A 21,544-nucleotide genomic window follows, 5' to 3' on the forward strand; every position below is an offset into this window, starting at 1 on the left:
AGGGCAGAAGGGTGATCATGATGGCGTCGCCGCGAGCCGGTCTTGCTGCGGAGCCTCCCGGTTTGGCAAAGGCTTGCGGGCCTGGCCCTTGCGGGCCGCGCGCCCCGCGGCGGTCAGGCCACGGGGCGGCTGCCCCTCGAGTTCAGCGGCGGCCTGCGGCCGGTCCGGCTGGTGTGCGCAGATCCTCGCCGGCGACCAGGAGGGCGAGGACGACGGCTACGGCTTCGTTGCGCAGGACGCGGGCTGCCTGCTGGAGGCGTTCGGGGTCGGGGGTGGGCAGGGACAGGGCCACGCACTGGGGTTCGGTGCCGGTGCCGATGGGGACGGCGGCACAGACGGTGCCGAGGGTGTACTCCTGGAGGTCGAGCAAGGGCTGGCCGGGCCTGCGGTCGTCGAGTTCGTCGAAGAGGATCTCCCGGCTGGTGATGGTGTGGGGGGTGAAGCGCTCCATGCGGTACCGGCTGAGATGGTCAAGGCGTTCACTGGGGCCGAGTTGGGCCAGGAGGGCCTTGCCGACGGCGGAGGCGTGGGCGGCTTCGCGGAAGTCGACCCACTCGTGCACGGCCGGGGTGCGGGGGCCGTCGGCGTACTGGGTGATGGAGACCTCGCCTTCGGTGTAGGTGGCGACGTAGACGGCGGCTCCGACGGCGTCGCGCAGGTATCCGAGGGTGTCGCGGAGCTCGCCCATCCGGTCCCGGTCCGCGGCCGCGAGCTGCAGGGCGGAGCCGGCGGCGTACACCCCGGGGATGATCGGTGCGGCGAGCTGGGCACGGACGAGTTGCTGCAGGGCCTGGTTGAGGTGGAGCTGGCCCAGGCCGGTCTCCCGCGCGATCTGGGTGAGTCGTACACCGCCGACGTGCCGGTGCACGACTTCGAGGACGCGCAGGGCCCTGTGGGCCGCGTCCAGGCTGGAACATGTCGGCCGCCGGGGCGCCCGGCGGGCGATCCGTGCTCCCTGCAGGGCGTCGGCGGTCAGTCCGGACGGGGCCAGACGGGCGCAGCGGGCCAGGGCGGAGGCGAGTTGGCTGGTGGTCCTGTAGACCTCGCCGTGGACGAGGTCCTCGCGGGGGACGAGGGCGGTCATCGCCCGGTGCAGCGGCAGGGGGACCTGCCGCAGGGCCTTGGAATCGGCGGGCGGGTGAGCGGCCAGGTCAGTGGTGGAGATGGGTGGTGAGGACCAGATGACGGACGCGCCCAACGGGGACTCCAGGTCCTCGGGGATCGGCGGCAGGGCCGGCAGGCCGGCCTCGATGTCGTTGGTGGGGCTGGTGGTCTGCTTCTGCCAGTGGCGGGCGATGGTGACCTCGGCCCGGGACAGGTGAAGGAGGTAGAGGGCTCGGGCAGCGGTGGCCGAGCCGGCGCCGGCGGCGTACTGGAACCAGAACTGCGCGCCCTCCACCCGGCCGGACAGGTGCAGCAGGCTCGCGAAGAGCAGGGCGGAGGGCTGGCTGTAGGGCCAGGCGTCCGCGTCCAGGGCGATCCGGGTGAACTCCGCGCTGTCGACCAGGTCCCGGGCGAGGCGGTCGAGGGCGCGGCCGGCCCGCACGTGGCAGGCCGCGTCCAGTACCAGCTGACGTTCCCCTCGGCTCGGAACACGGGATCCAGCCGGAGCGACGCCTCCGTACGGCAGCGCACCACCGGCGGGGCGTCGCGCCGCCGCGCCCCTGCGGTGACCGACGACGCGCAGGGCGATACGGCGGCGTGCCTCCGTCTCGTCGTAGGTGGCGTAGTCGCCGGTGAAGACGTTGGCGGCCAGGAGAGCCTTGCCGTCAACTTCACTCGGCGATCCGGCGGCGTTGCCGGTTGTGTCGTTCACAGGTCCTTCTCCTCTCCGGGAGTCCATTGCAAATTGATCTTTTCGGCAAGCGTGCGGCGGGCGGTGTGGATGTGCGAGCGCACCGTGGTCGGGGAGATGCCCATCAGCTGCGCGACCCGCCTTCTCTCCAGACCCAGGACAAACGTCAGCAGCACGACGTCGTAGTGCCGCTCGGGCAGCTCGGCGATCGCCTCGTACAGGCCGATCGTGGACACCTGCTGCGCCTTCAGCTGGCGGCGCGAAGCGCGTCGCAGCGCCGCGAACTGGGCGGTCTTCACCAGCGCTACCGGAACAACCTCGGCCGCCTTGAAGCGTGCGACCGTCTCCCGCAGCTGCGCCCAGGCGAACCCCTGGAGACTGGCTTCCTGGAGCGCCTCCGGCCATACCTGCAGCAGGAACGTGAAAACGTCCTCGACGACGGCCGCGGCGACCTTGCCGTCGCCGAGCTCCCACTGGGCGTAGTGGAAGAAGGCCTCGTTGTTCTGCGAGTGGAACGCGACGAACTCCACCGGCATGATTCCGGCCAGCTCGACGTCGACGGCCTGCTCACCGAACGGGTCGTCCTCGGCGTCGGTCATGAACTCCCCCACGGCTGTTCCCCGGCCCCGTTCAGGCCGGCACTCGGCATGTCACGCGGCCGGTCCAGGTGACCGGCCGCCAGGTTGCTGCGGCCCGCAGTGAGTTCGGCGGCGCCCACCCGCACTCCAGCCCCGAGAAGGCGGCGGAGACCTCGTGCCACGTCAGGGGCGAACACGCGCACGGCAGTTGCCCCTATCAGCGCCAGAGCGAGCGGTTCGGTGATGTCCACGGAGCAGGGCGTCCTTCCAGACGGTCTTCAGGCAGGTGATCCAGGCGTGCCTCCCCCCAGTGCGGCAGCCGGGAGCCACCACGAGGCGGCTCCTAGTCACCAGCCAAGCGAACTGGCCTCGCGAACGTTCAGGACGTGTTGGCAAAACTTCTGGAGCGGGGGCATCCGCTTCTTTGCGCGCCCCCGCACCCCCGCGCACGCCCCCCTGCTCCCCAACGTCACCCCCGGCCCCCGCCGGACGATCGTTTCCGCAGTGAAGGCACCCACCCGGCAGGGTGAAACACCCGAACACACGCTGGCAGGCCTCACTTCAAGGCCGATACAAATCCCTTCGTGATCAAGAACCTCATGCGCCGTGGCCTGCCCGCACTCGCCCTCGCCGCCCTCCTCAGTACCGCCGTCCCCGCCGCCCAGGCCGCACCAAGCCGGCCGACAGCTCCTCCCGCGACCGCCGCGGGCGCGGCCGGCCTGCGGACACCGGTCCCGCTGTACGAGGCGATCGACCGGCTCCCGGTGGCCCCCGAGCACCGCGACGGCTACCGACGCGACCTGTACAAGCACTGGAACCGCGGGCTGAACGCCTCAGACGGCTGCGACACGAGGAAGGAAGTCATCCTTTCCGAAGCCGTCGAAGCGCCGCAGGTCGCAGCCGGCTGCAAGCTCACCGGCGGCTCCTGGCGCAGCGCCTACGACAACCTCGTCGTAGCCGACGCCGCCCGTCTCGATGTCGACCACTTCGTGCCGCTCGCGGAGGTCTACGACTCCGAGCAAACCGTCTGGTCCGCGGCACGCCGGGAGGCATACGCGAACGACCAGGGCTCTCCGGACACGCTGATCGCGGTCTCCGCCGCCTCCAACCGCAGCAAGGCCGACAAGGACCCGTCCGAATGGCTGCCCTCGGACGCTTCCTACCACTGCACGTACGCGGCGACCTGGGTCGGCACGAAACTCCGCTGGAACCTGGCCGTCGACGACGCCGAGCGCCAAGCCCTTCTCGGACTCGCCGAGGACTGCCCGACCACCACGGTCGTCTACGAGACCGCTCCCTGATCCGCACCAGCCGGATCGCCCGCCACCCCGGTCCGGCGGCACCGTCATCGTGAAGCCCGAGAGAGGCGCCCATGAAGATTCTCCGAAGCCTGACCACGGCACTGGCCGCGTGCCTGGCCCTGGCCATGGTCACTGCGCCGCCTGTCGCTGCGGCACCCGAACACGCTCCACTGCCCTGGACGGCACTGGACACCTCCGACGGCCAGGACGCCGGACTGGGTCCCTGTGTCAATGAGGCACACCGCACGCGGCCCGACGCGTGGACCTGTATGGGCGGCGTCCTGAGAGTCACCGCGGACAGCCGCGGCAAGACCACCGACACCGTGTACACCGTCGCCGAGAACACGCCTGCCTCCCCGGCGGCGCGCGCGGCGGCGCCGGGCAGAGACGACTACGACTCGTGGTGCGAGAACGGCACGATCTGTGCCAGGCAGATCAACGACTACACGGCGGAGGTGAAAGGCAACGGAGCCTACGGCGACAGCAAGGGCGTCATCGGCACCTTCGACGTCGTCTACCGGCAGTCCTTCGACGGGAACCTTCCGCGCTGGCGCACCCTGATCGACTGGGACAGCGGCCCCGAGGTCAACCCCGGCTCCTGGACGAACACCTGCCGTGTCAACCTCAGCGGCCGGCCCGACGACTACTGCGGGCGCAACAACGTCAACCTCACCTCGATCAACGCAGCCGCGCCACGGGCCTGGTGGCCCAGCGGCGACCGCTGGTCATACAACGCCCAGCGGCTGACGGGCAGCGGCAAGTACCACGACGACCACGAAGGGGAGTTCACCGCCTTCGGCCACCGGCAGTTGTTCAAGGCCGGCGTGCTGCACACCGGCCGCTGGACCAAGTGCAACACCCGGACCGGCTGCCAGTACTACCAGGTCCCCTGGACGCCCTGACGCATCACCCGGCTGCGCCGGCCTCCGGTGCGGTGGGCCGGCCCGCATCTGCTGCGGCCTGGAGCTCGGCCGCGCACAGCGCCACGAACGTCGCCGACAGCCCGACGGGCACACCGCGGGCCTCAGCGCGATCACAGAGGTGGTCCAGGACGGCGTCCAGATCGTCGAACCGACCCACCGGCCTCAAAAACCAAAGCCGTCCGGCGGGACGCGGCGGGAGCCCGCACCGGGCCAGGTCCGCGCAGGCGTCCTTCTCCAGGGTCTCCTGCTCCGCCTCCGTGACGGGGTGGCACTCGACATCCACCACCCGCCCCGACCCGTCCAAGGTGGTGTCGACCTGCCAACGGGTCGACCGGTCAGGAACCCACGTCCGGGCTTCCGCTGGCCACGCGAACGGCAGGAACACCCACATCGGCGCCTCAGGCGCCAGGAACCACCCCAGCACCTCCAGCTCCCGCGCCTCCGGCAGCCGCCCCGGTTCCAGCTCGCTGCGACCCGAACGGCGGTCGGCCAGCGGGTGCGGGCCACCCTCTACATCCCATGACATACCGGACCACAGTAGTCAAAGCACTGCTTCCACGCCGGGACACGCCGTCAGTCCGCTGATGCGCAGGCCTGCGGTCGGCGCCGCAACGGCACGTGGCGTTGTCCACGAGAACGGCTCGTGAACAAGGCCAGGCACGGTTGTCAGCCGGCGAGGAGGAGGCGATGACGATGGCGGCGAGGTCCTCGGGGCCAAGGATTCGGATGCCCAGCTGTTCGGCCGTGTTGCCGCCTGGAGCTGGCCCTCCCGCCCGCCACCAGCAAGGTGGTGCGCTTGGACGCTTCCGGGTGCCCGCCCCACTCCTCGGGCCCTCACCGATTGTCGGAGGGTCCTGCGAAGATCACGGCCATGGAGCTCCCCACCGCCCTCGCCGGGCTCGCCACCCACCCCTGGGCCACCGTGAACCACGCCTACGGCCCAGCCTTAGACCTGCCCAACATGCTGCGCACCTTCGCCGAGGGTGGTGAGGATGCCGAGGAGGCACTGGAAGAGCTGTACGGCTCGATCGTACACCAGGGCACCGTGTACGCGGCCAGCGTCGACGCCGCCCCCTACCTCGCCCGCATCGCCGCCTCCGGCCGGCAGACCGTAGACGCGCTGCGTCTGCTCGGCTGCCTCGCCAAGAGCGAGGACGAGCACGCCGTCGAGCCCGGCGCGGTCCGCGCCGCCGTCACCGCCCAGCTGCCGCTGCTCATACCGCTGCTGGCCGACGAGGACGCCGCCGTCCGGCAAGCAGCGGGCTGGACGGTCGGCCACACCAGGGACACCCGCACGGCCCTGCCTGCTGTCCGGTCCCGCTTGGCCGCCGAGACCGAGCCCGTCGTCCGGGCGGAACTCCTGACCGCGTACAGCCGGCTGGACCGGGCGGGCGCCGGCGCCGAGGCCCGCGCCCTGCTCGGCCCGGACACGCCCGCGCCGCTGCGCCTCGCCGCCGTGTTCGCCGCCCTGGGCCCCGAGCAGCCGTGGCTCGTGGCGCACCGCGACGCCCTCCTCGGCCTGCTGCCCGCACGCGAGACGGCTGCGGCCGGGTACGCGGACGAGCACCGGGATCCGCTGAGCGCCATGATCGAGATCCTGCTGGGTCGGGACACCGAAGCCGACCGCGAGAGCGCCTTCGCACTCCTCGATGCCGCGCTGCGCGACGAGCGCCCGGATGTGCGGGCCGAGGCGCTGTGGGCGGCCGACCGCGCCTGCATGCTGTCCCGCAGCGCACCGCAGCGGCTGGTCCCCGCGATCGCGCCGCTCGCCGCCGACTGGACGGCCGCCCGGCTCCTGGGCAAGATCGGCCCGGCCGCCGCCGGGGCCGCGCTTCTCCTCGGCGAGCTCGCCGCGCAGCCGGACGACGAGGCGGCCGACCAGGCCCTGGCCGCGCTCGTACTGGTGGCACCGCAGACGGCCGCCCCCCTGTTGGCCAGGGCGCTCGGCCGACGCCCGCACGCCATGCAGTGCGCCACCGGGTCCCACGCCCCGGCCGACATGCCCTTCCCGTTCGACGCGGAACTGCTCGCTGCGGTCCGCGCTCGCCTGGCCGCCAAGGCACTGGAGCAGCCCGAGGGACGCAAGGACTGCGGTTGCCCGACAACCGCGGACCACAACGACACCGCCGGACTGGTCCACCTGCTCAGGCTGTGGGGCCCCAGGGCCGTAGAGGCGCTGCCCGAACTCTGCGCCGTCCTGCCCCGGTTCCACTACGCCGCCACCGCCATCACCTCCGTCGCCGCCGGCCTCGGGCCGGAACAGCGCGAGCAGGCCGCCACCGCCCTGCGGGGCCGGTCGCCGACAGCTTGTTCGTGGCGCAGGCCCTGCACGAGCTGACCGGCGAGACCGGCCCCCTGTTCACCGCCGCCGAGGCGGCGCTCGCAACCGGTGTCCGCGGCTTTGTCGAGGGCGCAAACGCCTTGGCCGACCTCGGGCCGGCTGCCGCGCGCATCGCCCCGGCCCTGCGGGCGGCGCTCGGCCGCACCATCGACAGCGACACATCGGCGGAGATCGACGCCGACCTCGCCTTGGCGCTCGCCCTGTGGCGGATCACCGGTGAGGCGTCCGAGGTCGTGCCGGTGCTGGCCTCGGTGTTCGACCGGTGCGAGGGCCAGCGGTGGTCCCACTGGACGACCGCCCGCGCCGCCCGCGAGATCGCCGCCCTCGGCCCGGCCGGGCGCCCGCTGACCGGCCGGCTCCACGCTCTCCTCGACGACCCGGCCCAGGCGCCGTCCGCTGTCCTCGGACTGCTCGCCGTCGCCGATCCGGGCAGCCTCGACCGTGCCCGGCTCGCCGAGGCGGCGCTGCACTCGGCCGAGACCCGCGCCGACCTCAACGGCGCCTGCGACGCCCTGCGGGCACTCGGCTCCGCCGCCCTCACGCCAGAGCAGCACGATCGGCTGGCCGCGCTGGCCGAGGGGGACCGCCGCCTGGTCCTCTACGGGTCCGACCACGCGATGATCCGCGAAGACGAACAGCTGCGCGCCGCATTGACGTCTGCACTGCCGGCGGCGGCGAGGGACACTGCCGGAGCTTGCTGAGGCCGGTGCCGCTTCCCGGCTAGGCCGTTGTTTTCGGATCTTGTCGAGTGGACTTGCGGTCGGAGAGGGCTTCCGCGCTGGCTGCGGTTGTGGTCAGCCGCTGGGCTTTCGGGCTGAAGGTGAAGGAGCCGAACGTGCCCTTCGCCGCGAAGAACAGCCCGCCGTCGTCGGCGGCGGCCAGCGCGTCCAGGCGCCGACCCGGCAGCGAACACCCCTCCACGGACCGGCCGTCGGGCCCCAAGAGCCGGATGCCGCCGTTGGCATCCCCCACCAGGACGCCGTCGGCGTACGGCAGAGGGTCGGCCACCATCCGCCGATCTGCCTCGACCGACCACGTCGGCGTCCCGTCGGCGGGGTCCACCGCGAGGAACCCCTTGCCTGACCGCAGCATCCATACCGACCGGTGGATGTATCCAACTGCCCCGAACGGATCGTAGGATCCGAGCCGGGTGGGCTCGTCCGCGCCGATCCCGAAGGTCACCAGTGACGAGGCCTCGCAGACCGCCACCACCCGCTCCGCGTCCACCGGGACGAACGCCTTCGCGTCGGTTCCCGCGAGCGGGTCCGGCAGCCGCCACCGAGCCATGTCGCTCCCGTCGGCCGGATCGAGGAGAACCGCCTCGTAGCCGCTGCCGGTCAGCACGCCGCTGGCCCATGCAAGGGTCGGTACGGACGTCACCGGCGATGGTGTCGTCCACCGGACGCCCCCGTTGGCGAGGTCCAGGCCACTCATAGGGGTGTAACCGCGCCAACCGCCTATCACCACGGTGTCCGAGTGGACCGCGAGGTTCCCCGTCCACCTCGGCGTCGGGGCGCTCCATAGCGACGCACCCGTCCGCAGATCGATGCAGGACAGCAGGTCCGGCGCTTGCGGCAACACCAGCACGCGGTCCCCCGCGAGGACGATCCCGCGCGGCCAGGTACCGAGCGGGACGTCCCAGCGCACGGCGCCGTCGAGGCGTTCCAGGCAAACCAGCCGGCTGTGCCGCTCGTGCAGGACGACACAGTCCGGCCCCACGACGAAAACGGAACCCCCGCCCCGCTGATGCAGTTCGCGCTCCCAGAGCACTGTGGCGATCATCGGGCCATCCCACCACAGGCGGTCCACCCCCGACGACGGCGCCTCAGGGCCGGGACGGCCACCTTAGCTCGGGTTGAGCGGGTAGACCCCGGTGCCTTCGTACGCCTCGGGGGTCAGCGAGAGCACGGTGACCGGCTCCCCGGTTTTCGCCGCCTGCCAGGCGATGGCCGCCGGATGCGTCACCGTCCATTCGGTGGTGGGCCAGGAGCCGGCGTCCAGGGCGTGGGCCGCGGTGAAGGGCACGGTCTCGGCGAACCGCAGGCGCGCGGCGTGGGAGCCGGCACCAGGCATCGCGCGCTCGGCGGCCAGGACGGACAGGGCCGGGATCAAGACCCGGCCCGTGCCCCGGGACGACTCGATGTACAAGCCTGTGAAGAACGGGTCGGCCTGGTAGAGGGCGACAAGCGCCGTGTGATCGAAGACTGCCGTCAGGTTCACGCGGCGGCGCCGCCCTGATGGGCGCGGATCTTCTCCCAGGCCGACTGGCCGGCCTGCTGCACCTGCTCGGTGTACTCCAGCCCCAGCTCCGCCGCAGCCTCCCGGACCCGCTGCTCCTGCTCCGCCCGGGTCAGCCGGCTCTGGGCCAGTTCCTCCAAGAGCTCGGTGATGGTCGTGCCGCGCTCCTGCGCGAGGAGGCGCAGCCGGTCCCGGGTCGCCTCGCTCGTCTTGATGCTGGTGGGCTTGCTGTCACTCATGGAACGATTCTACCGCCGGTAGAACCCCGCTGTCATGGCAACCGACTCCCTCATGCCTGCCAGGACCCGGTCAGCTGACGCACACAGGATTTCGCTGCGACGTACCGGCCGGGCGTCGGCCGAAGCCCGGCCGGAGCGAGCGGTGATGCCGCTGGTCAGCCGTAGAAGTCCCAGCCGCCGAAGCGTGCGAGCAGCGCCTGGGCGTGGTCGGGGGTGAGGCCGAGGGCAGCGGCAACCTCGGCGGGGTCCTGATCGCGGGCGTCGTGGGCGGCCCCGTAGGCGGTGCGCTGGGCGATGAGCTCCAGGCCGCGGGCGGCCTTGATGGCGGCGGCCGGGGAATCCCATAAGAGTCGCTCGATCGCGTCACCGACGCTGCGCAGGAGCGCCTCCAGCTCGGCGGGGAGAGCAATGGTGGTGTCTCGTACGGTGCCGATGTGCCGGTCCCAGTCCTCCTCGCACTGCTCGGCGGCGGCCCGCCCGCTCTCGTGGAAAGGCTGCTCGTCGGCCGGGTCCCACTCCACCGGGTAGGCGGCCCCGGTCCAGCCGCAGGAGCATTCCGGCCGCAGTGCATCCGCCTTCGGACGCGTGGGGTGGGTGCTGCCGTCGTAGACGCTCCAGTGGGTGATGTCCCGGCCGGCGGTTCCCGACGCCGAGTCGAAGTACACCGGCTTGGGCACGGTCCCGTCCGCGAGGAGCACCCCGACACGGCCCTCGTGCGAGGTTCCGAACTCGTCGGACGTCCACGTCTCATCGTTCTCCATAACCCCTCCCGCAGTTGTGCGGCTGCTTGGGTACGACGATCGCGCACCTGCGGGAGCAAGCGCGCGTGAACAGTAGAAGTTCGCTGAAGAGAGCGGCCCCTCGGCGGCGGCACCGGCAGAGGTGTTTACTCGTCACCTCCGTCACGACAACGAAGCCCCAGCAGAATCCGGGCGGGGCCTCGCCGTGTGCCTCCTCGATCAGCGTCTCGCCTGCCACCACCGCCCTCGCCGCGGCGGAACCTCGGCGAGGGCGAGCGGCTCTGGTAGCGGGGCGATCCGGTCAGGCTCAAGTCCGACCTTGTCGGGGTGGACACAGGCCGGGGTTCCGTCAGCGGTGTACCGGTGGCCGTCGGCCGGGTTGAACGGGCACTCCTGGGACGGCCTGTCGTGAGACCACGAACCCCTCGCGGGGCAGTCTCGTCGCCGGACAGATCCCGCACGCCGGATGGTCGGGGCCGGTCGCGAACGGCGTCTCCATGGCGGGACGGTAGCGCAGCTGTCGCTACGAGGCGGCGAAGGTGATGTCGTGCTCGCGCCCGGCCGGTGCAGGCCGATCGCCGTGTACCGCGCGGACAGGATGGCCACCCGCCGGTCCACCTCCGTCTCGGCGACCGGACATGTCCTGGCTGGGCGCGCCCTCGACACCGGTGGCTGAGCTGAGCGCCGTAGCGTAAAACTCGGGGCGCGGGCCGCTCGTATCCATACCCTTGAATCCATGACTGCCACCGCCGTGAGGCCCGAGTGGGGTGCCGTCCCCGACCAGGTCCGCGCGTACATCGAATCGCGGCTGGGTGCCGCTGTCGCAGAGGCGCAGACGTGTGGAGGCGGGTTCACCCCCGGCCTCGCCGCACGGCTCCTGCTTGCCGACGGGAACCGCGTGTTCGTCAAGGGCATCCCGGACGAGCACCCCATGGCTTCGGTCTATCGGGAAGAGGCGCGCATCACCGCCGCCTTGCCGGAGAGCGCGCCCGGCCCGCGGGTGTTCTGGACGGAGACCTCCGGGCAGGAGGCCGGTTGGTCTCTGCTGTGTCTGGAAGACCTGCCGGACGGCAACCCCGACCTCTCGCCGGGCTCCTCGGACGTGCGGGCTGTGGTCGATACGCTGCTGCTCCTGCGGGAGTCGCTGACCCCGTCGCCGATCCCCGAGGCGCCGCAGATGGCTGACGTCCACGGCTCCTACCTGTGCGGCTGGGCTGAACTCGCCGAGAGCGTCCCGGCCGACCTCGATCCCTGGGCGCGCAGGAACCTGGAGCACTTGGCCGGGATCGAAAAGGGCTGGCTGGACGCGGCGCGCGGGTCCACCCTGACGCATGGCGACCTGCGGCCCGACAACATGGTGATGAGCGGCGGCAAGGCCGTCGTCATCGACTGGTCGTACCTGAGCCAGGCGGCCGACTGGTGCGACGCGGCGTCCCTGGTGCCTCACCTGATCCTGGCCGGGCACGATCCTGCCTCCGCCGAGCAGGTCCTTGCCCCGCTGCTGGGATTGGTGCCGGACCCCGACGTGGTGACGGCGTTCGCGGCGGCGTTCGGCGGGTTCTGGGAGCGTTCCTCCCGCAACCCGGCTCCTCCGAACGTTCCACACCTTCGCGGCTACCAGGCCCGCGCCGCTGAGGCCGCCCGGCGCTGGATCGCGCACCGGACGGGCTGGGTGTAGGCCGGCAAAGGAACGGGCCCGGCCCCTGGCCGGGCCCGTTGTGCTGCAGGCGGGGGTGGCTCTACTGGGGCCAGAGCGAGGACGATGATCATCTGCGCGGCGATCTCCTCGCGCAGCGCCTGGCACTCGGGGCCGCCTGGGACATCGCCGCCGGCCGCTTGTCCTTCAACGGGCAGCAACGCCGTGTCGGCGCCCGTGGCCGCACCGCCGCCGCGCTCACGACCTTCTTGCTCACGCCCTTCATCGCCTTCGACGGACGAATTTCTGGATCTCTGCCATGGCGGGCGTGTAGCCGTCGGATGTGTTCACCAGCAGGTTCGGGGCGGTCAGGCTGATGGGAACGAACTGGTCGGGGTCGTAGAGGCCAGCCTGCATGTCGGCGAGCAGGGCCTTGTCACCATGGGCGACCCTGTGGCTATCGCTGTGGGCGCGGTCGGTGATGCGTCGGGCAATGGTCGGCGTGGGGGTGGTGCACCGGATGATCCGTAGGTCGGCGAACTCTGTGAGCGGCTCGAGTCCGGGGCGCCAGAGGCGGTCCTGGAAGGCGGCTTCGGCGACGACGGTCGTGCCCGCCTGCAGGAGGATGGTGATTGTCGCGAAGAACGCCTCCATGGCTGGGACGTTGAGAGGGTCGTCGCCGTCGGCTTCGTGCCCGGGGTAGTTCATGACCATGCCCTGCTTGATCTCGTCACGCAGGATCGCGGGGCAGCCCAGGTGCTGGGCGAGCGTTCGGGCGAGGGTGGTCTTGCCGGTCGCGGGAGGGCCGCTGACCACGGCCAGAGTCGGACGGATGTGCACGGGTGGACTCCGAGGGGAGGGGGCGCTGAGGCAGCTGGGGCGGGCCCTAGATCTCAGGGTGTCGCTTGCGGAGCTGGATGGCCATGAAGCCAGGCTGGTGGGTCAGTTTCTCGTGTTCGGCCGGGTGTCGGTGGGCCATCGCGGGAACTGGCTGGTGTTCGACGAGGCGGTCGATGGTGAGTCCGGCGGCGGTGAATTCGTCGAACCAGTCCTGGAGGGGCTGGTGCCAGTAGCGGTGGGACATGCCGTTCGACCAGAGATCTTCGGCATAGCCGCTGGTGAAGTAGCTGCCGCCGATGGCAAGCCAGTCCGCCGTGGGGTGACTGGTCGAGACGATGATCTTCCCGCTGGGTCGGAGGACTCGGCCGAGCTCCCGTAGCGTGCCGATCCGGTCGGGGAGGTAGTGGAGTACCAGAGTGAGCAGGACGACGTCGAAGGTCTCGTCGCTCGCCCAGGCGAGGGGCTCGGTCAGGTCGTGCTGGCGGACTTCCGCGAGGGTCCCGAGGCGCTGGCCGGCGAGGCGGACCATGTCGGCGCTCTGGTCGATGCCGACGGGCCGAGCCCCGCGGGCGGCGAGTTCGGACAGGTACAGACCGGGGCCGCAGCCGGCGTCCAGGATGTCGAGGCCGTTCACATCGCCGATCAGGTCCAGGACGGTGGGGCGGTCGTAGTGGGCGTTGTAGGCGCTGACGGCGGCCTCGCGGGCGAAGGTCTCCGCGAAGCCGTCGTACGGGGCGTCACCGGACTGCATGCGTCACTGCCGGGCGGAGCACGAGGGCCTCGCCGTCGTGCCGGGAGGGCGCGGCCGGGGTGAGGGGGAGGAGCCGGCCCAGGAGGTCGCGGTCCGGGGAGCGGCGGTCGGTGAAGGTGGCGTGGAGCTTGCGGACGGCGTGTTCGTACACGTGGTGCGGGACGCGTCGGCCGTGGGCGATGAGGGTGTCGAGGCGCTGGTCGAAGCGGCGGAACCAGTCCCTGTACTCCTCGGCGCGGCCGGTGGCCGCGGGCCAGCGGCCGTAGAGGAGGGTGCGTGCCCGGGTGAACGGGGTGGGGGTGGACTGGTAGGCGGTGTGGACGGCGCCGGGCACAGGGACCTGGTGGTAGACGCTGGTGATGGTGTCGAGGCGGGCGAAGCGGTTGCCGGCGGCGCGGAGGGCGAGGAGGAAGTCCCAGTCCTCGCAGTGGTACAGCGTCTCGTCGAACCGGACCGGGCTGCCAGCCGGGTTGCGGGTGACGACGGAGCCGGTGTGGATGGTGTTGGCGACGGAGAGGAAGGCCGGGTCGAACGCGTAGTCCTTGCACGGCAGGTGGCCCCGGTCGCGCGGCAGGTCCTCGATCCAGGTGGGGCTGACGAGGGCCTGGCCGTAGACGGTGTCGACCCGGCGGGTGCGCAGCGCGTCGGCCGCGGCCTGGAGGTGGTGGGGCAGGAAGACGTCGTCGTCGTCGAGGAGGGCGATGTGGTCGCCCTGCGCGACGTCGATGGCGCTGTTGCGGGCGTGGGAGACCCCGTGAGGGGTGTCGGATTCGAGGAGCCTGACGGGTATCTCGCGCTGCCAGCGGTCGATGACCGGCTCGACGGGGTGGCCGCCGTCGCGGACGACGATGACCTCGAAGTGCCGGTAGGTCTGGCGGGCGACGCTGCGCAGGGCTCGGTGGAGCGGTCCGGGGCGGTCTCGGGTGGGGATGATCACGCTGATCACAGGGGGCTCCGTACGGTCTGGACGAGCTGGGCGCGGACGCGGGATGCGGTGAGGGTGCGGGCGGGCCGGTCACCGGTGCCGAGATGGTCGGCGGCGGCTCCGGGGATGGCGGAGAGGCGGTAGAACTCCGCGCGGGAGCGCGGGCCCGTGGTGTGGGTGGAGACCTGGACCTGCCACCGCTGGTGGCCGTCGTGGTCGACGATCAGGGCGCGGCCGGCTTGGGCGTCGCTGATGAGGATGGTGCCGTCGGTCAGGCGCTCGCAGCCTCCGGCCATCTCGCAGAACAGGCCGGGCTCGTACTGCCAGACGACCGTCCGGGTGACGGGTTCGATTTCCAGGATGCGGGAGCGGCTGGTGCGGCGGCCGTTGTCGAAGACGAGGATGGTGCCGTCGGGTTGAGCGGAGGGCTGGTGCTGCCCGGACAGTTCGCCGGGGCCCCACCACCAGCGCACGGCGCGGGCGCGCAGGTCGAGGACGGCGATGAGGTCGAGGTCGCGCAGCGAGACCAGGACGTCTCCGGCCGCCCACAGGCCGGCGGGGTGGGCGGGGAGGAGTTCGAGGGTGTTGGTGTGCAGGATGTCGCTGGGGGAGCCGGGCCGGGAGCGCAGCAGGCGGGAGATGTCGCGGCCGCGCCGCCAGCCGTTCGGGCCTTCCAGCCGCGGGGCGAGGACGGCGGTGTCCGCGGTCCGGCCGGCGCTGCGGTGGCGGTCGATCGCGTCGGTGATCAGCGTGGTCAGGGCCGGGTCGGTGGTGAGGATCTCGTACAGGGAGTGCGCGTCGCGCAGCTGGCCGTCGGGGTCCAGGACGGTGATGGAGTTGTCGAGCAGGACGTGGGAGCCGCCGGTGCAGGGCACCGGGCGGGGCTCTTCGGTCAGGACGTAGATCTCGCCGTGGGGGCCGAGGGCGAGGTCGTGGTGGGCGGGGAGGTCGGCGCGCCAGGTGAGGGTGGAGTCCGGGGCGAGCTTGAGCAGGGCGTGCAGCGGCACGATCGCGAACAGGGAGCCGTCCGGGGTGACTTCGACGTGGTTCCAGCCGCGGAGGTAGGACGGCGGGCTGGTCTCGATGTCGGGCTGGCCGATCGGGCTGGACCAGGCGTGGACGATCCGGGCGCGGTCGTCGATGACGGCCGCGAACGGCCGCGGGTAGGAGGCGGAGGGCGAGAACACGAACAGGTCGTTGCCGAGGGACATGGGTGTGGGTCTCCTTCGGAGGAGCGCCCGGGCCGGGCCCGGGCGGCGGCCGGGTTCAGGACGGCAGGGGCGCGGTGAACTCGCGGAGCACGGCGTCGGCGAGCTGCGCGGCGACCTGGTCGGCGACCCGTCTGCCGAGCTCCGGGCTCGCGTGGGCGGCGGTGTAGACGATGCCGGTGCTCGTGGTGGTGTCGGCCGGCTGCGGGTACAGGTGGTAGCTGATCCGGCGGGGCCGCTCGGTGCCGCCGTCGGCGGGCAGCCGGTTGGGGCGGACGGCGTGCGGGCTGATGTGCATGACGAGGCTGGACTCGACCATCCCGGCGTGGTGGTCGTCCGCGCGGGCGGTCCCGGTCTCCTCGGCGAGGGCGTTGCGGAAGTCCTCGCCCACGACGTCCCACCAGTTCACGATCATCACCCGGGCTCCGGGGACGTGTTCGGTCAGGTGGCGGGCGGCCTCGCACAGGAAGGCGATGTTGTCGATGGCCGAGTTCAGCAGGATCAGGCGCCGGTAGCCGTGGTCGGCCAAGGCGGTGAGGATCTCGGTGACCAGGGCGGTGAGGGTGGCGCCGGTGATGCTGATGACGCCGGGGAAGGTGCCGCCCAGGCGCTGGCCGGGCGTGGCCACGCCGTAGCCGATGCTCGGGGCGACGTGCCCGGCGACGGCGGCGGCGAGGCGGTGGGCGAAGTGGTCGCTGATCATGGTGTCGGAGCCGAGCGGGAGGTGCGGGCCGTGGGGTTCCAGGGCGCCGACGGGGATGATGACGTGGGTGTCGGGGCCCGGGTTCAGGTCGGGCCAGGTCATGTCGCCGATGAGCACGAGAGCTTCTCCCTTCCGGGAGCGGGAACGGTCGGGGTCAGGCGTCGGTCCAGCCGAGGCTGGGGACCGTGGAGGGGCGCAGGGGGGCGGCGATCTGCAGGTTGAGGAAGTCCTCCTTGTTGCCGCACCCGCCCCGGGCCGCGCACGGCGCCCACGGTTCGGGGCGCAGCGGGAGGTCGAAGCCGGGCTCCAGGACGCTGCCCAGCGGGGGCTGCTCCTGGGAGGAGTAGTTGGAGCAGCGGTAGGCCTGGCCGTGGATGTCGATGAACGCCGTGTCGTGGCCGGCGCGGCAGAGCATGCCCCGGCAGGAGGTCAGCCCGATCAGGGCGGCTTCCGCCAGGGCCCGGTTCCCGCCGAGAGCGGCCAGCGTGTCCAGGGCGTCGGAGCTCTGGAGGACCGGAACAGCGGCGGACGGGTCCTGGACGGCTGCGGTCGGGTCGTAGCCGAGGTCGACGTTGAAGCGCAGGCCGGCGGCTCGGGCGGCGTCCCGGGCGGAGGCCACGGCGTCGGCGTTGGTCTCGAACAGCAGGGTGTTGACGACCACGAAGCAGCCGTAGCGCTCCTGGGCGAAGGCCGCGGCCTTGATGAACCGCTCCAGGTCGACCTGCCCGTCGTGCCAGGTCAGCCAGAGCGACAGCTTGCCGAGGTTCGCGTCCGCTTCGAGCTTGGGCAGCCGCCTGGGCAGCAGGATCGCGTTGGAGAGCAACTCGACGTACTCGACGCCGCTCTGCCGGGTCAGCCAGGCCGCCTTCTCCAGGAAGAAAGTGCTCGCGAACGGCTCGCCGAGCGTGCCCAGGCGGACCTTCACCGGGTAGGGGCGGGCCCCGATCCAGGTCACGACCTGCTCGTAGACGTCGCGGTCCTCGGGGTTCTTCCAGTCGTAGCGGTTGCTCATGGCCCACTCACCGATGGACACGCAGCGGGCGCAGGACAGGTTGCACAGCCGCTGGCCGGCCAGTACCACAGGCGTACGGGTGCTCGCATGAGGGGTCGCCTCCTATCCGAAGGTCGCGATCGGGCGGAAGTCCCGGCCGGGGAAGTCAGGCAGCTGGTTGTGGCAGCGCCGGCACAGGAAGTCGTCCGGGGCCGTCTCGACGCCGAAGACCTTCCGACGCAGCGCGACCGCCCGCTCGCTCGACATCAGCTCGTCGATCGAGCCGTCCCGGACATGGCCGAAGGTCTCGCGCTGGTAGTAGTCGTTGCAGCACAGGAACAGCTCCCCGGCCACCGAGAAGTTGACGTGCTGCACCAGCCAGCCGCAGCCGGTCAGCCGCCCCTGAACGTGGACATCCTGCGCGTACTCGCCGCCCAGCTCACCGGCCCGGTCGCAGGTCAGGCTCGGATACACCTCGGCACCCAACGGCGTGAAGTGCCGCTCCACGCCCTCCAGATTCCGCTCCAGGCGCGCGCCGACCCCGTTGACGACGACCTGCACCGGCAGGCCGGCCGCCAGGGCCGCCTCCGTGTTGCTTATCGTGTGACGGAAGTGCCGCGAGCCGGTGAGGACGTTGAACTCCGTCTCCTCGGCGGAGGGGATGTTGACGATCAGGTGCTTGAGCGCCCCGGTCCGCTGGAGCGTGGCGATCTTGTCCGCGGTCAGCGCGGAGGCGTTCGAGTACAGCGCCAGCGGCATCCCGCGCGCGGCCAGGACCTCCAGCCGCGCGGCGAAGTGCCGGTCGAGTGTGGGCTCGTTGAAGAACTGGAAGGTCAGATACTGGGCGCCGGCCGCGGCGAGCTTGCCGATGATCTCCTCGAACAAGGGCATCGGCATCGTGCGGCGCGGCTTCGGGTCGGTGGCGACCGGGCAGGAGACACAGCCCCAGTTGCAGTGCGCAGTCACCTCGATCTCGCCGGAGACCACGCGGTACTCCCGGCACAGGCGAGCGGGATCCTGCAGCCACCCCCGGCCAGCCGCCGCGGAAACCCGGCCGGGCCCGAAGCGGGCCGCGAGCTCGCCCCTGGCGCGCGGGGTGGAGGCGGCGTAGCGCAGGAGGTCGAGGACCTCGGCGTCGTCCTGCCACACGATCGTCCGGTCCAGTCCCACGATCCCGAACACGGCCGCCGCCGGGGGGAGCGGCCCGGTGGGGGCCTCGGGACCGGCGGTGTCGGCCAGGTACACCAGGCGCGGGTCGGCGCCGGGCCGGACGCTGGAGAGATACGGACAGGTCTGCAGCATCGGCTCCGGGCTCCGCCCGGCACGGCAGCCGCTCTCGGCCATCACCAGGGGCGCCGGGCAAGGAGCCGGGGATCGGGGCATGATGTCTCCCTTCGGAGCATGCGGGAACGAGACGGGCGCCGGGCCTCGTACGGCCGGGCGTTGACGCTCGGAGGATCGAGCTTCGAGCACACGTGCCCCGGGTGCGATGGGTTGGCGGGGGTCCTGCCGGGGGTCCCCCTCGTCAAACGTCTCCCAAGCCGCCACGGGCGGTGCTTGACTGACTACGTGACCGAGTGCACTCACCCGTTGGCCCACCAGCGCGCGTCCAAGGGCCTGACCCGGGTCGACCTCGCGAAGCTCATCTGTGCGGCGGCCGAGCGACGCGGCCTGCGCTCGGGCACCGACAAGCACCGGGTCCGCAAGTGGGAAGTCCTCGGCATCACCCCGGAGGCCGAGACCCAGATCTACATCGCAGAGGCCCTGGAGCTCCCGCTCGATCTGGTCGACCCGGCCGCCTGGCCCCACTGGCTGCCTGCGGGGGATGGGGGCGTTGTGCCTCTCGGACCGTCCAGCACCGTCATCGCACTGCGAGAGGCCCTCAACACCGCCATGGAACCACTGGAACGCCGTACCTTCCTCGCCCTCTCCGGGTCCGCCCTCACCGCGCTCGCCGCGGCCTGGGCCACCGGGCCCGGGAGCGCTCTCGCAGCGCGGCTGGGGGGAGAGAAGCTGGTCGGCGAGGAGACGGTCACCGTTCTCGAGGACATCAGCCGGCAGCTCAACAGCCTGCTCACCGAGCAGCGCCAGCACGTCTCCGCCCTGCTGGACGCCCACCTCAAGACCGTCACCGACCTCATCGACGACGGCCGCTACAGCAAGGCCACGGGCCTGCGCCTGCACACCCTGGCCGCCTCCCTCGCGCAGACCGTGGCCTGGCACCGCTTCGACCACGGCCGCCACACCGCCGCCGGAAAACTCTGGATCGCCGGCCTCCACAGCGCCCACGCCACCGGCGACCCCGACCTCGGGGCCGCGATGCTCGGCGACCTCGCCTACCAGGCCGCCTGGCGCCAGGACCACACCACCGCCGCCGGAATCCTCCGCCAGGCCCTCAAACGCGCCCAGCACCCCGCCGCCCGCTCCCTCCTTCACCTCCGCCTCGCCCGCACCCTCGCCGCGCAGCAGGACAAGCAGCCCGCCCTGCGCGCCCTCGAAGCAGCCGAGCACCACTTCGGGGCCTCATCCGGCAGGCCACTGCCCGCCTGGTGCTCGTGGATGTCCGAAGCCGACCTCGCGGTCGACTCCGGCCAGGCCCTCCTCGACCTCGGAGACGCCCGCCGCGCCCACCAGCTCATCACCGAGGGCCAAGGCCTCCTGCCCCACTCCCGCGCCAAGACCCGCGGCGTGTTCCTGGCATACGAGGCGGCCAGCCACCTACAGCTCAAGGAACCCGAACTCGCCGCCCACGCAGCCGAAGAAGCACTCACGCTCGCCCGCCGCATCGGCGCCCCCCGCTGCGAACGACTTGTCCAGGACCTCGTGCCGGACTTCCAGCGCTACCGAGGCGCTGACGGTGTCCCCGCCTTCCTCGCCCTCGCCGCGGCCTGAAGCCGCCGGACACCCGGCCGGCCATACGGCCACTCCGCCGGAACGAGTTCCCGCCCGATGCCTGCCCACCTCAGGCCAGGATGTCCGTAAGTCCTCCGCCTGATGCCACCCGGTCAGAAAATCGGGTGCATGGGTGATCTGGTGATCCACGAAACGGCGAGTTGCTACGCCTTCGCACGGTTCGGAAGAGAGTGGCGACTGTGCCTGATCGAACATCCTGTGGACGACGGCGTAATTCCCCAGGGGCTGTGGTCACGTAATTCCCCAGCCACTGGGGATGCTCTGGCCTGTGATCAGGTGTTGGACGGCCTTGTGGCCCAGGCCCGGATCAGTTCCGCGGCCAGCCAGTGACCGCGCTCCTCCGCCTCGGCAGCCGGGAAGACACCATCAGTGCTGCGGAGCGGATCCGCCCCGCGAGCCAGTAGGAAGGCAGTCACGTCGGCATGGAGGGGCTCGCCGCTTTGAATGTGGCTGTCGATCTCGATGTCGATGGCATGCCGTAGAAGGGTCCAGCCATCTCCGTTGTCGTCCTCGACGTCATAGCCGGCGTCGAGAAGTTCGCGAAGTTTGGGCAGGTCCTCCTGCTCGACGGCCTGGTGGCCAGGTGACCACGTCATAGGAGCCCTCCGGGGAAGCTGTCGGGGATCGTGGCTGCTGTGTTCGAAGCGTCTCACGCTGCCGCGGGCCCCTGGCGGGCGCCCTGATCTGCGACGACTTACTCGGCTGTGGGATTCGTCGGCTTGTTGGCGGAGCTCTTGGGCCGCTTGTTGGGTCGGTAGCTGGGGCCGTTCATGATGACCTGGTGACTGGCGTTGATCAGCCGGTCCAGAAGGGACTCGGCGACGACGGGGTTGGGGAAGAGGGGATACCAGTCGCTGGGCGCCCGGTTGCTGGTGATGATCACGGACCTGCCCTGCCGCTCGGAGATGAGTTCGTAGAGGTCGTCAGCCTGGGGGGCGGTCATCTGGCGCATGGCGAAGTCGTCGAGGATCAGCAGGTCGGGACGGACGATCTCGCGCATGCGCCGGTCCCAGGTGCGGTCCGCGTGGCCGCCGGCGAGCTCGGCCAAGATGCGGCTGGTCTTGGCGAAACGGACGTTGGCGCCCTGGCGGATAGCGAGGTGCCCGAGGGCCTGCGCGACGTGTGTCTTCCCGACCCGTGCAAAGACCGGCCTCCCACTTCGGTGAGCACGACGGTCCGCAGCCCCGCATCGGCAGCCACCAGACGGGGCGCGGCCGCGCCGAGCCCGACGACCCAGCCGCGGAGCGCGGCGACTTCGCGCTCGTGGAAGCGGTCGTTCTGGTGGATCTTGACGTACCAGGTGCCGCCCTCAGCGCCGCGCACCCGCCATACGCGGCTCCCCGCACGCGCCCAGGAGACATCGCTCCAGGTCGTGATCCGGCCCACCGCCTGTTCGACGAAGGCGCGCACCGCGTCCTCCGG

The 21,544-nt window shown here is 71.5% G+C and carries 22 protein-coding genes; 6 read left to right on the forward strand and 16 right to left on the reverse strand.

What is annotated here, in order from left to right:
- Positions 1–142: 142 nt before the first annotated feature.
- Together SSNG_RS45505 and SSNG_RS35260 are read right to left on the reverse strand one after the other, a co-directional pair.
- Entirely contained in the window at positions 143–1,816 is a 1,674-nt protein-coding gene (locus SSNG_RS45505) for an IclR family transcriptional regulator C-terminal domain-containing protein (protein ID WP_241695319.1), read from the reverse strand.
- Complete coding sequence (locus SSNG_RS35260; RefSeq protein WP_241695320.1) at positions 1,813–2,394, reverse strand: sigma-70 family RNA polymerase sigma factor; 582 nt, start codon at positions 2,392–2,394, stop codon at positions 1,813–1,815. Before SSNG_RS35260 ends, SSNG_RS45505 begins: the two co-directional genes overlap by 4 nt.
- 563 nt (positions 2,395–2,957) lie before the next feature.
- Between SSNG_RS35260 and SSNG_RS35265 the strand changes: the two genes are divergently transcribed.
- Both SSNG_RS35265 and SSNG_RS35270 read left to right on the forward strand, forming a co-directional pair.
- Positions 2,958–3,674: an HNH endonuclease family protein gene (locus tag SSNG_RS35265; protein ID WP_241695321.1), complete on the forward strand. Its 717-nt coding sequence runs from the start codon at positions 2,958–2,960 to the stop codon at positions 3,672–3,674.
- 71 nt (positions 3,675–3,745) lie between these two features.
- A complete protein-coding gene (locus SSNG_RS35270; RefSeq protein WP_007268765.1) occupies positions 3,746–4,576 on the forward strand; it encodes a hypothetical protein in 831 nt (276 codons plus the stop codon).
- Between the two features lie 4 nt (positions 4,577–4,580).
- On the opposite strand, the gene SSNG_RS35275 is transcribed toward SSNG_RS35270, so the two are convergent.
- A complete protein-coding gene (locus SSNG_RS35275) occupies positions 4,581–5,123 on the reverse strand; it encodes a DUF5956 family protein (protein ID WP_007268766.1) in 543 nt (180 codons plus the stop codon).
- A gap of 345 nt (positions 5,124–5,468) precedes the next feature.
- Here SSNG_RS35275 and SSNG_RS35280 point away from each other — a divergent pair, with 345 nt between their 5' ends.
- Positions 5,469–6,935: a HEAT repeat domain-containing protein gene (locus SSNG_RS35280; RefSeq protein WP_050780046.1), complete on the forward strand. Its 1,467-nt coding sequence runs from the start codon at positions 5,469–5,471 to the stop codon at positions 6,933–6,935.
- Positions 6,911–7,639 carry a hypothetical protein gene (locus SSNG_RS38435; RefSeq protein ID WP_050780047.1) on the forward strand — a complete coding sequence of 243 codons (729 nt, stop codon included), beginning with the start codon at positions 6,911–6,913 and terminating at the stop codon, positions 7,637–7,639. The genes SSNG_RS35280 and SSNG_RS38435 overlap by 25 nt, the downstream gene beginning before the upstream one ends.
- 19 nt (positions 7,640–7,658) lie before the next feature.
- Here SSNG_RS38435 and SSNG_RS35285 read toward each other — a convergent pair whose 3' ends face one another.
- From SSNG_RS35285 to SSNG_RS35300, 4 genes are all read right to left on the reverse strand, one after another.
- On the reverse strand, positions 7,659–8,747 hold the full coding sequence (locus tag SSNG_RS35285) for a PQQ-binding-like beta-propeller repeat protein (RefSeq protein ID WP_007268769.1): 1,089 nt from the start codon (positions 8,745–8,747) through the stop codon (positions 7,659–7,661).
- 36 nt (positions 8,748–8,783) lie between these two features.
- On the reverse strand, positions 8,784–9,158 hold the full coding sequence (locus tag SSNG_RS35290; protein ID WP_042804667.1) for a PIN domain-containing protein: 375 nt from the start codon (positions 9,156–9,158) through the stop codon (positions 8,784–8,786).
- Positions 9,155–9,415: a hypothetical protein gene (locus tag SSNG_RS35295; protein ID WP_007268771.1), complete on the reverse strand. Its 261-nt coding sequence runs from the start codon at positions 9,413–9,415 to the stop codon at positions 9,155–9,157. Before SSNG_RS35295 ends, SSNG_RS35290 begins: the two co-directional genes overlap by 4 nt.
- Positions 9,416–9,570: 155 nt before the next feature.
- A complete protein-coding gene (locus tag SSNG_RS35300; protein WP_007268772.1) occupies positions 9,571–10,176 on the reverse strand; it encodes a hypothetical protein in 606 nt (201 codons plus the stop codon).
- Between the two features lie 715 nt (positions 10,177–10,891).
- On the opposite strand from SSNG_RS35300, the gene SSNG_RS35305 reads away from it, so the two are divergent.
- On the forward strand, positions 10,892–11,833 hold the full coding sequence (locus tag SSNG_RS35305) for a phosphotransferase (protein ID WP_007268773.1): 942 nt from the start codon (positions 10,892–10,894) through the stop codon (positions 11,831–11,833).
- Between the two features lie 240 nt (positions 11,834–12,073).
- Here the strand turns inward: SSNG_RS35305 and SSNG_RS35310 are convergent, their stop codons facing one another.
- The 7 genes from SSNG_RS35310 to SSNG_RS35340 all read right to left on the reverse strand — a co-directional run bounded on the left by SSNG_RS35310 (position 12,074) and on the right by SSNG_RS35340 (position 18,511).
- Entirely contained in the window at positions 12,074–12,631 is a 558-nt protein-coding gene (locus SSNG_RS35310; RefSeq protein ID WP_007268775.1) for an AAA family ATPase, read from the reverse strand.
- Positions 12,632–12,677: 46 nt separating this feature from the next.
- Positions 12,678–13,382, reverse strand: coding sequence for a class I SAM-dependent methyltransferase (locus tag SSNG_RS35315; RefSeq protein ID WP_007268776.1), 705 nt, complete (start codon positions 13,380–13,382; stop codon positions 12,678–12,680).
- Positions 13,369–14,328 carry a glycosyltransferase gene (locus tag SSNG_RS35320; RefSeq protein ID WP_050780049.1) on the reverse strand — a complete coding sequence of 320 codons (960 nt, stop codon included), beginning with the start codon at positions 14,326–14,328 and terminating at the stop codon, positions 13,369–13,371. The genes SSNG_RS35315 and SSNG_RS35320 overlap by 14 nt, the downstream gene beginning before the upstream one ends.
- Entirely contained in the window at positions 14,325–15,518 is a 1,194-nt protein-coding gene (locus SSNG_RS35325) for an arylsulfotransferase family protein (RefSeq protein WP_007268778.1), read from the reverse strand. Before SSNG_RS35325 ends, SSNG_RS35320 begins: the two co-directional genes overlap by 4 nt.
- A gap of 55 nt (positions 15,519–15,573) precedes the next feature.
- The gene (locus tag SSNG_RS35330) at positions 15,574–16,335 is read right to left on the reverse strand and encodes a creatininase family protein (RefSeq protein WP_007268779.1); all 762 of its coding nucleotides are present in this window, start codon (positions 16,333–16,335) and stop codon (positions 15,574–15,576) included.
- Positions 16,336–16,372: 37 nt separating this feature from the next.
- Entirely contained in the window at positions 16,373–17,230 is an 858-nt protein-coding gene (locus SSNG_RS35335; RefSeq protein WP_165365089.1) for a hypothetical protein, read from the reverse strand.
- A gap of 102 nt (positions 17,231–17,332) precedes the next feature.
- Positions 17,333–18,511: a radical SAM/SPASM domain-containing protein gene (locus tag SSNG_RS35340; RefSeq protein ID WP_042804668.1), complete on the reverse strand. Its 1,179-nt coding sequence runs from the start codon at positions 18,509–18,511 to the stop codon at positions 17,333–17,335.
- 267 nt (positions 18,512–18,778) lie between these two features.
- Here SSNG_RS35340 and SSNG_RS35345 point away from each other — a divergent pair, with 267 nt between their 5' ends.
- Positions 18,779–20,101, forward strand: coding sequence for a transcriptional regulator (locus SSNG_RS35345; protein WP_042804669.1), 1,323 nt, complete (start codon positions 18,779–18,781; stop codon positions 20,099–20,101).
- Positions 20,102–20,394: 293 nt separating this feature from the next.
- Here SSNG_RS35345 and SSNG_RS35350 read toward each other — a convergent pair whose 3' ends face one another.
- Together SSNG_RS35350 and SSNG_RS35355 are read right to left on the reverse strand one after the other, a co-directional pair.
- Positions 20,395–20,718, reverse strand: coding sequence for an ankyrin repeat domain-containing protein (locus SSNG_RS35350; protein WP_007268784.1), 324 nt, complete (start codon positions 20,716–20,718; stop codon positions 20,395–20,397).
- Positions 20,719–20,816: 98 nt separating this feature from the next.
- A complete protein-coding gene (locus tag SSNG_RS35355) occupies positions 20,817–21,422 on the reverse strand; it encodes an ATP-binding protein (protein WP_347232522.1) in 606 nt (201 codons plus the stop codon).
- Positions 21,423–21,544: the final 122 nt, after the last annotated feature.

Origin of the sequence: Streptomyces sp. C (assembly GCF_000158895.1) — a bacterium.
Taxonomy (GTDB): domain Bacteria; phylum Actinomycetota; class Actinomycetes; order Streptomycetales; family Streptomycetaceae; genus Streptomyces; species Streptomyces racemochromogenes.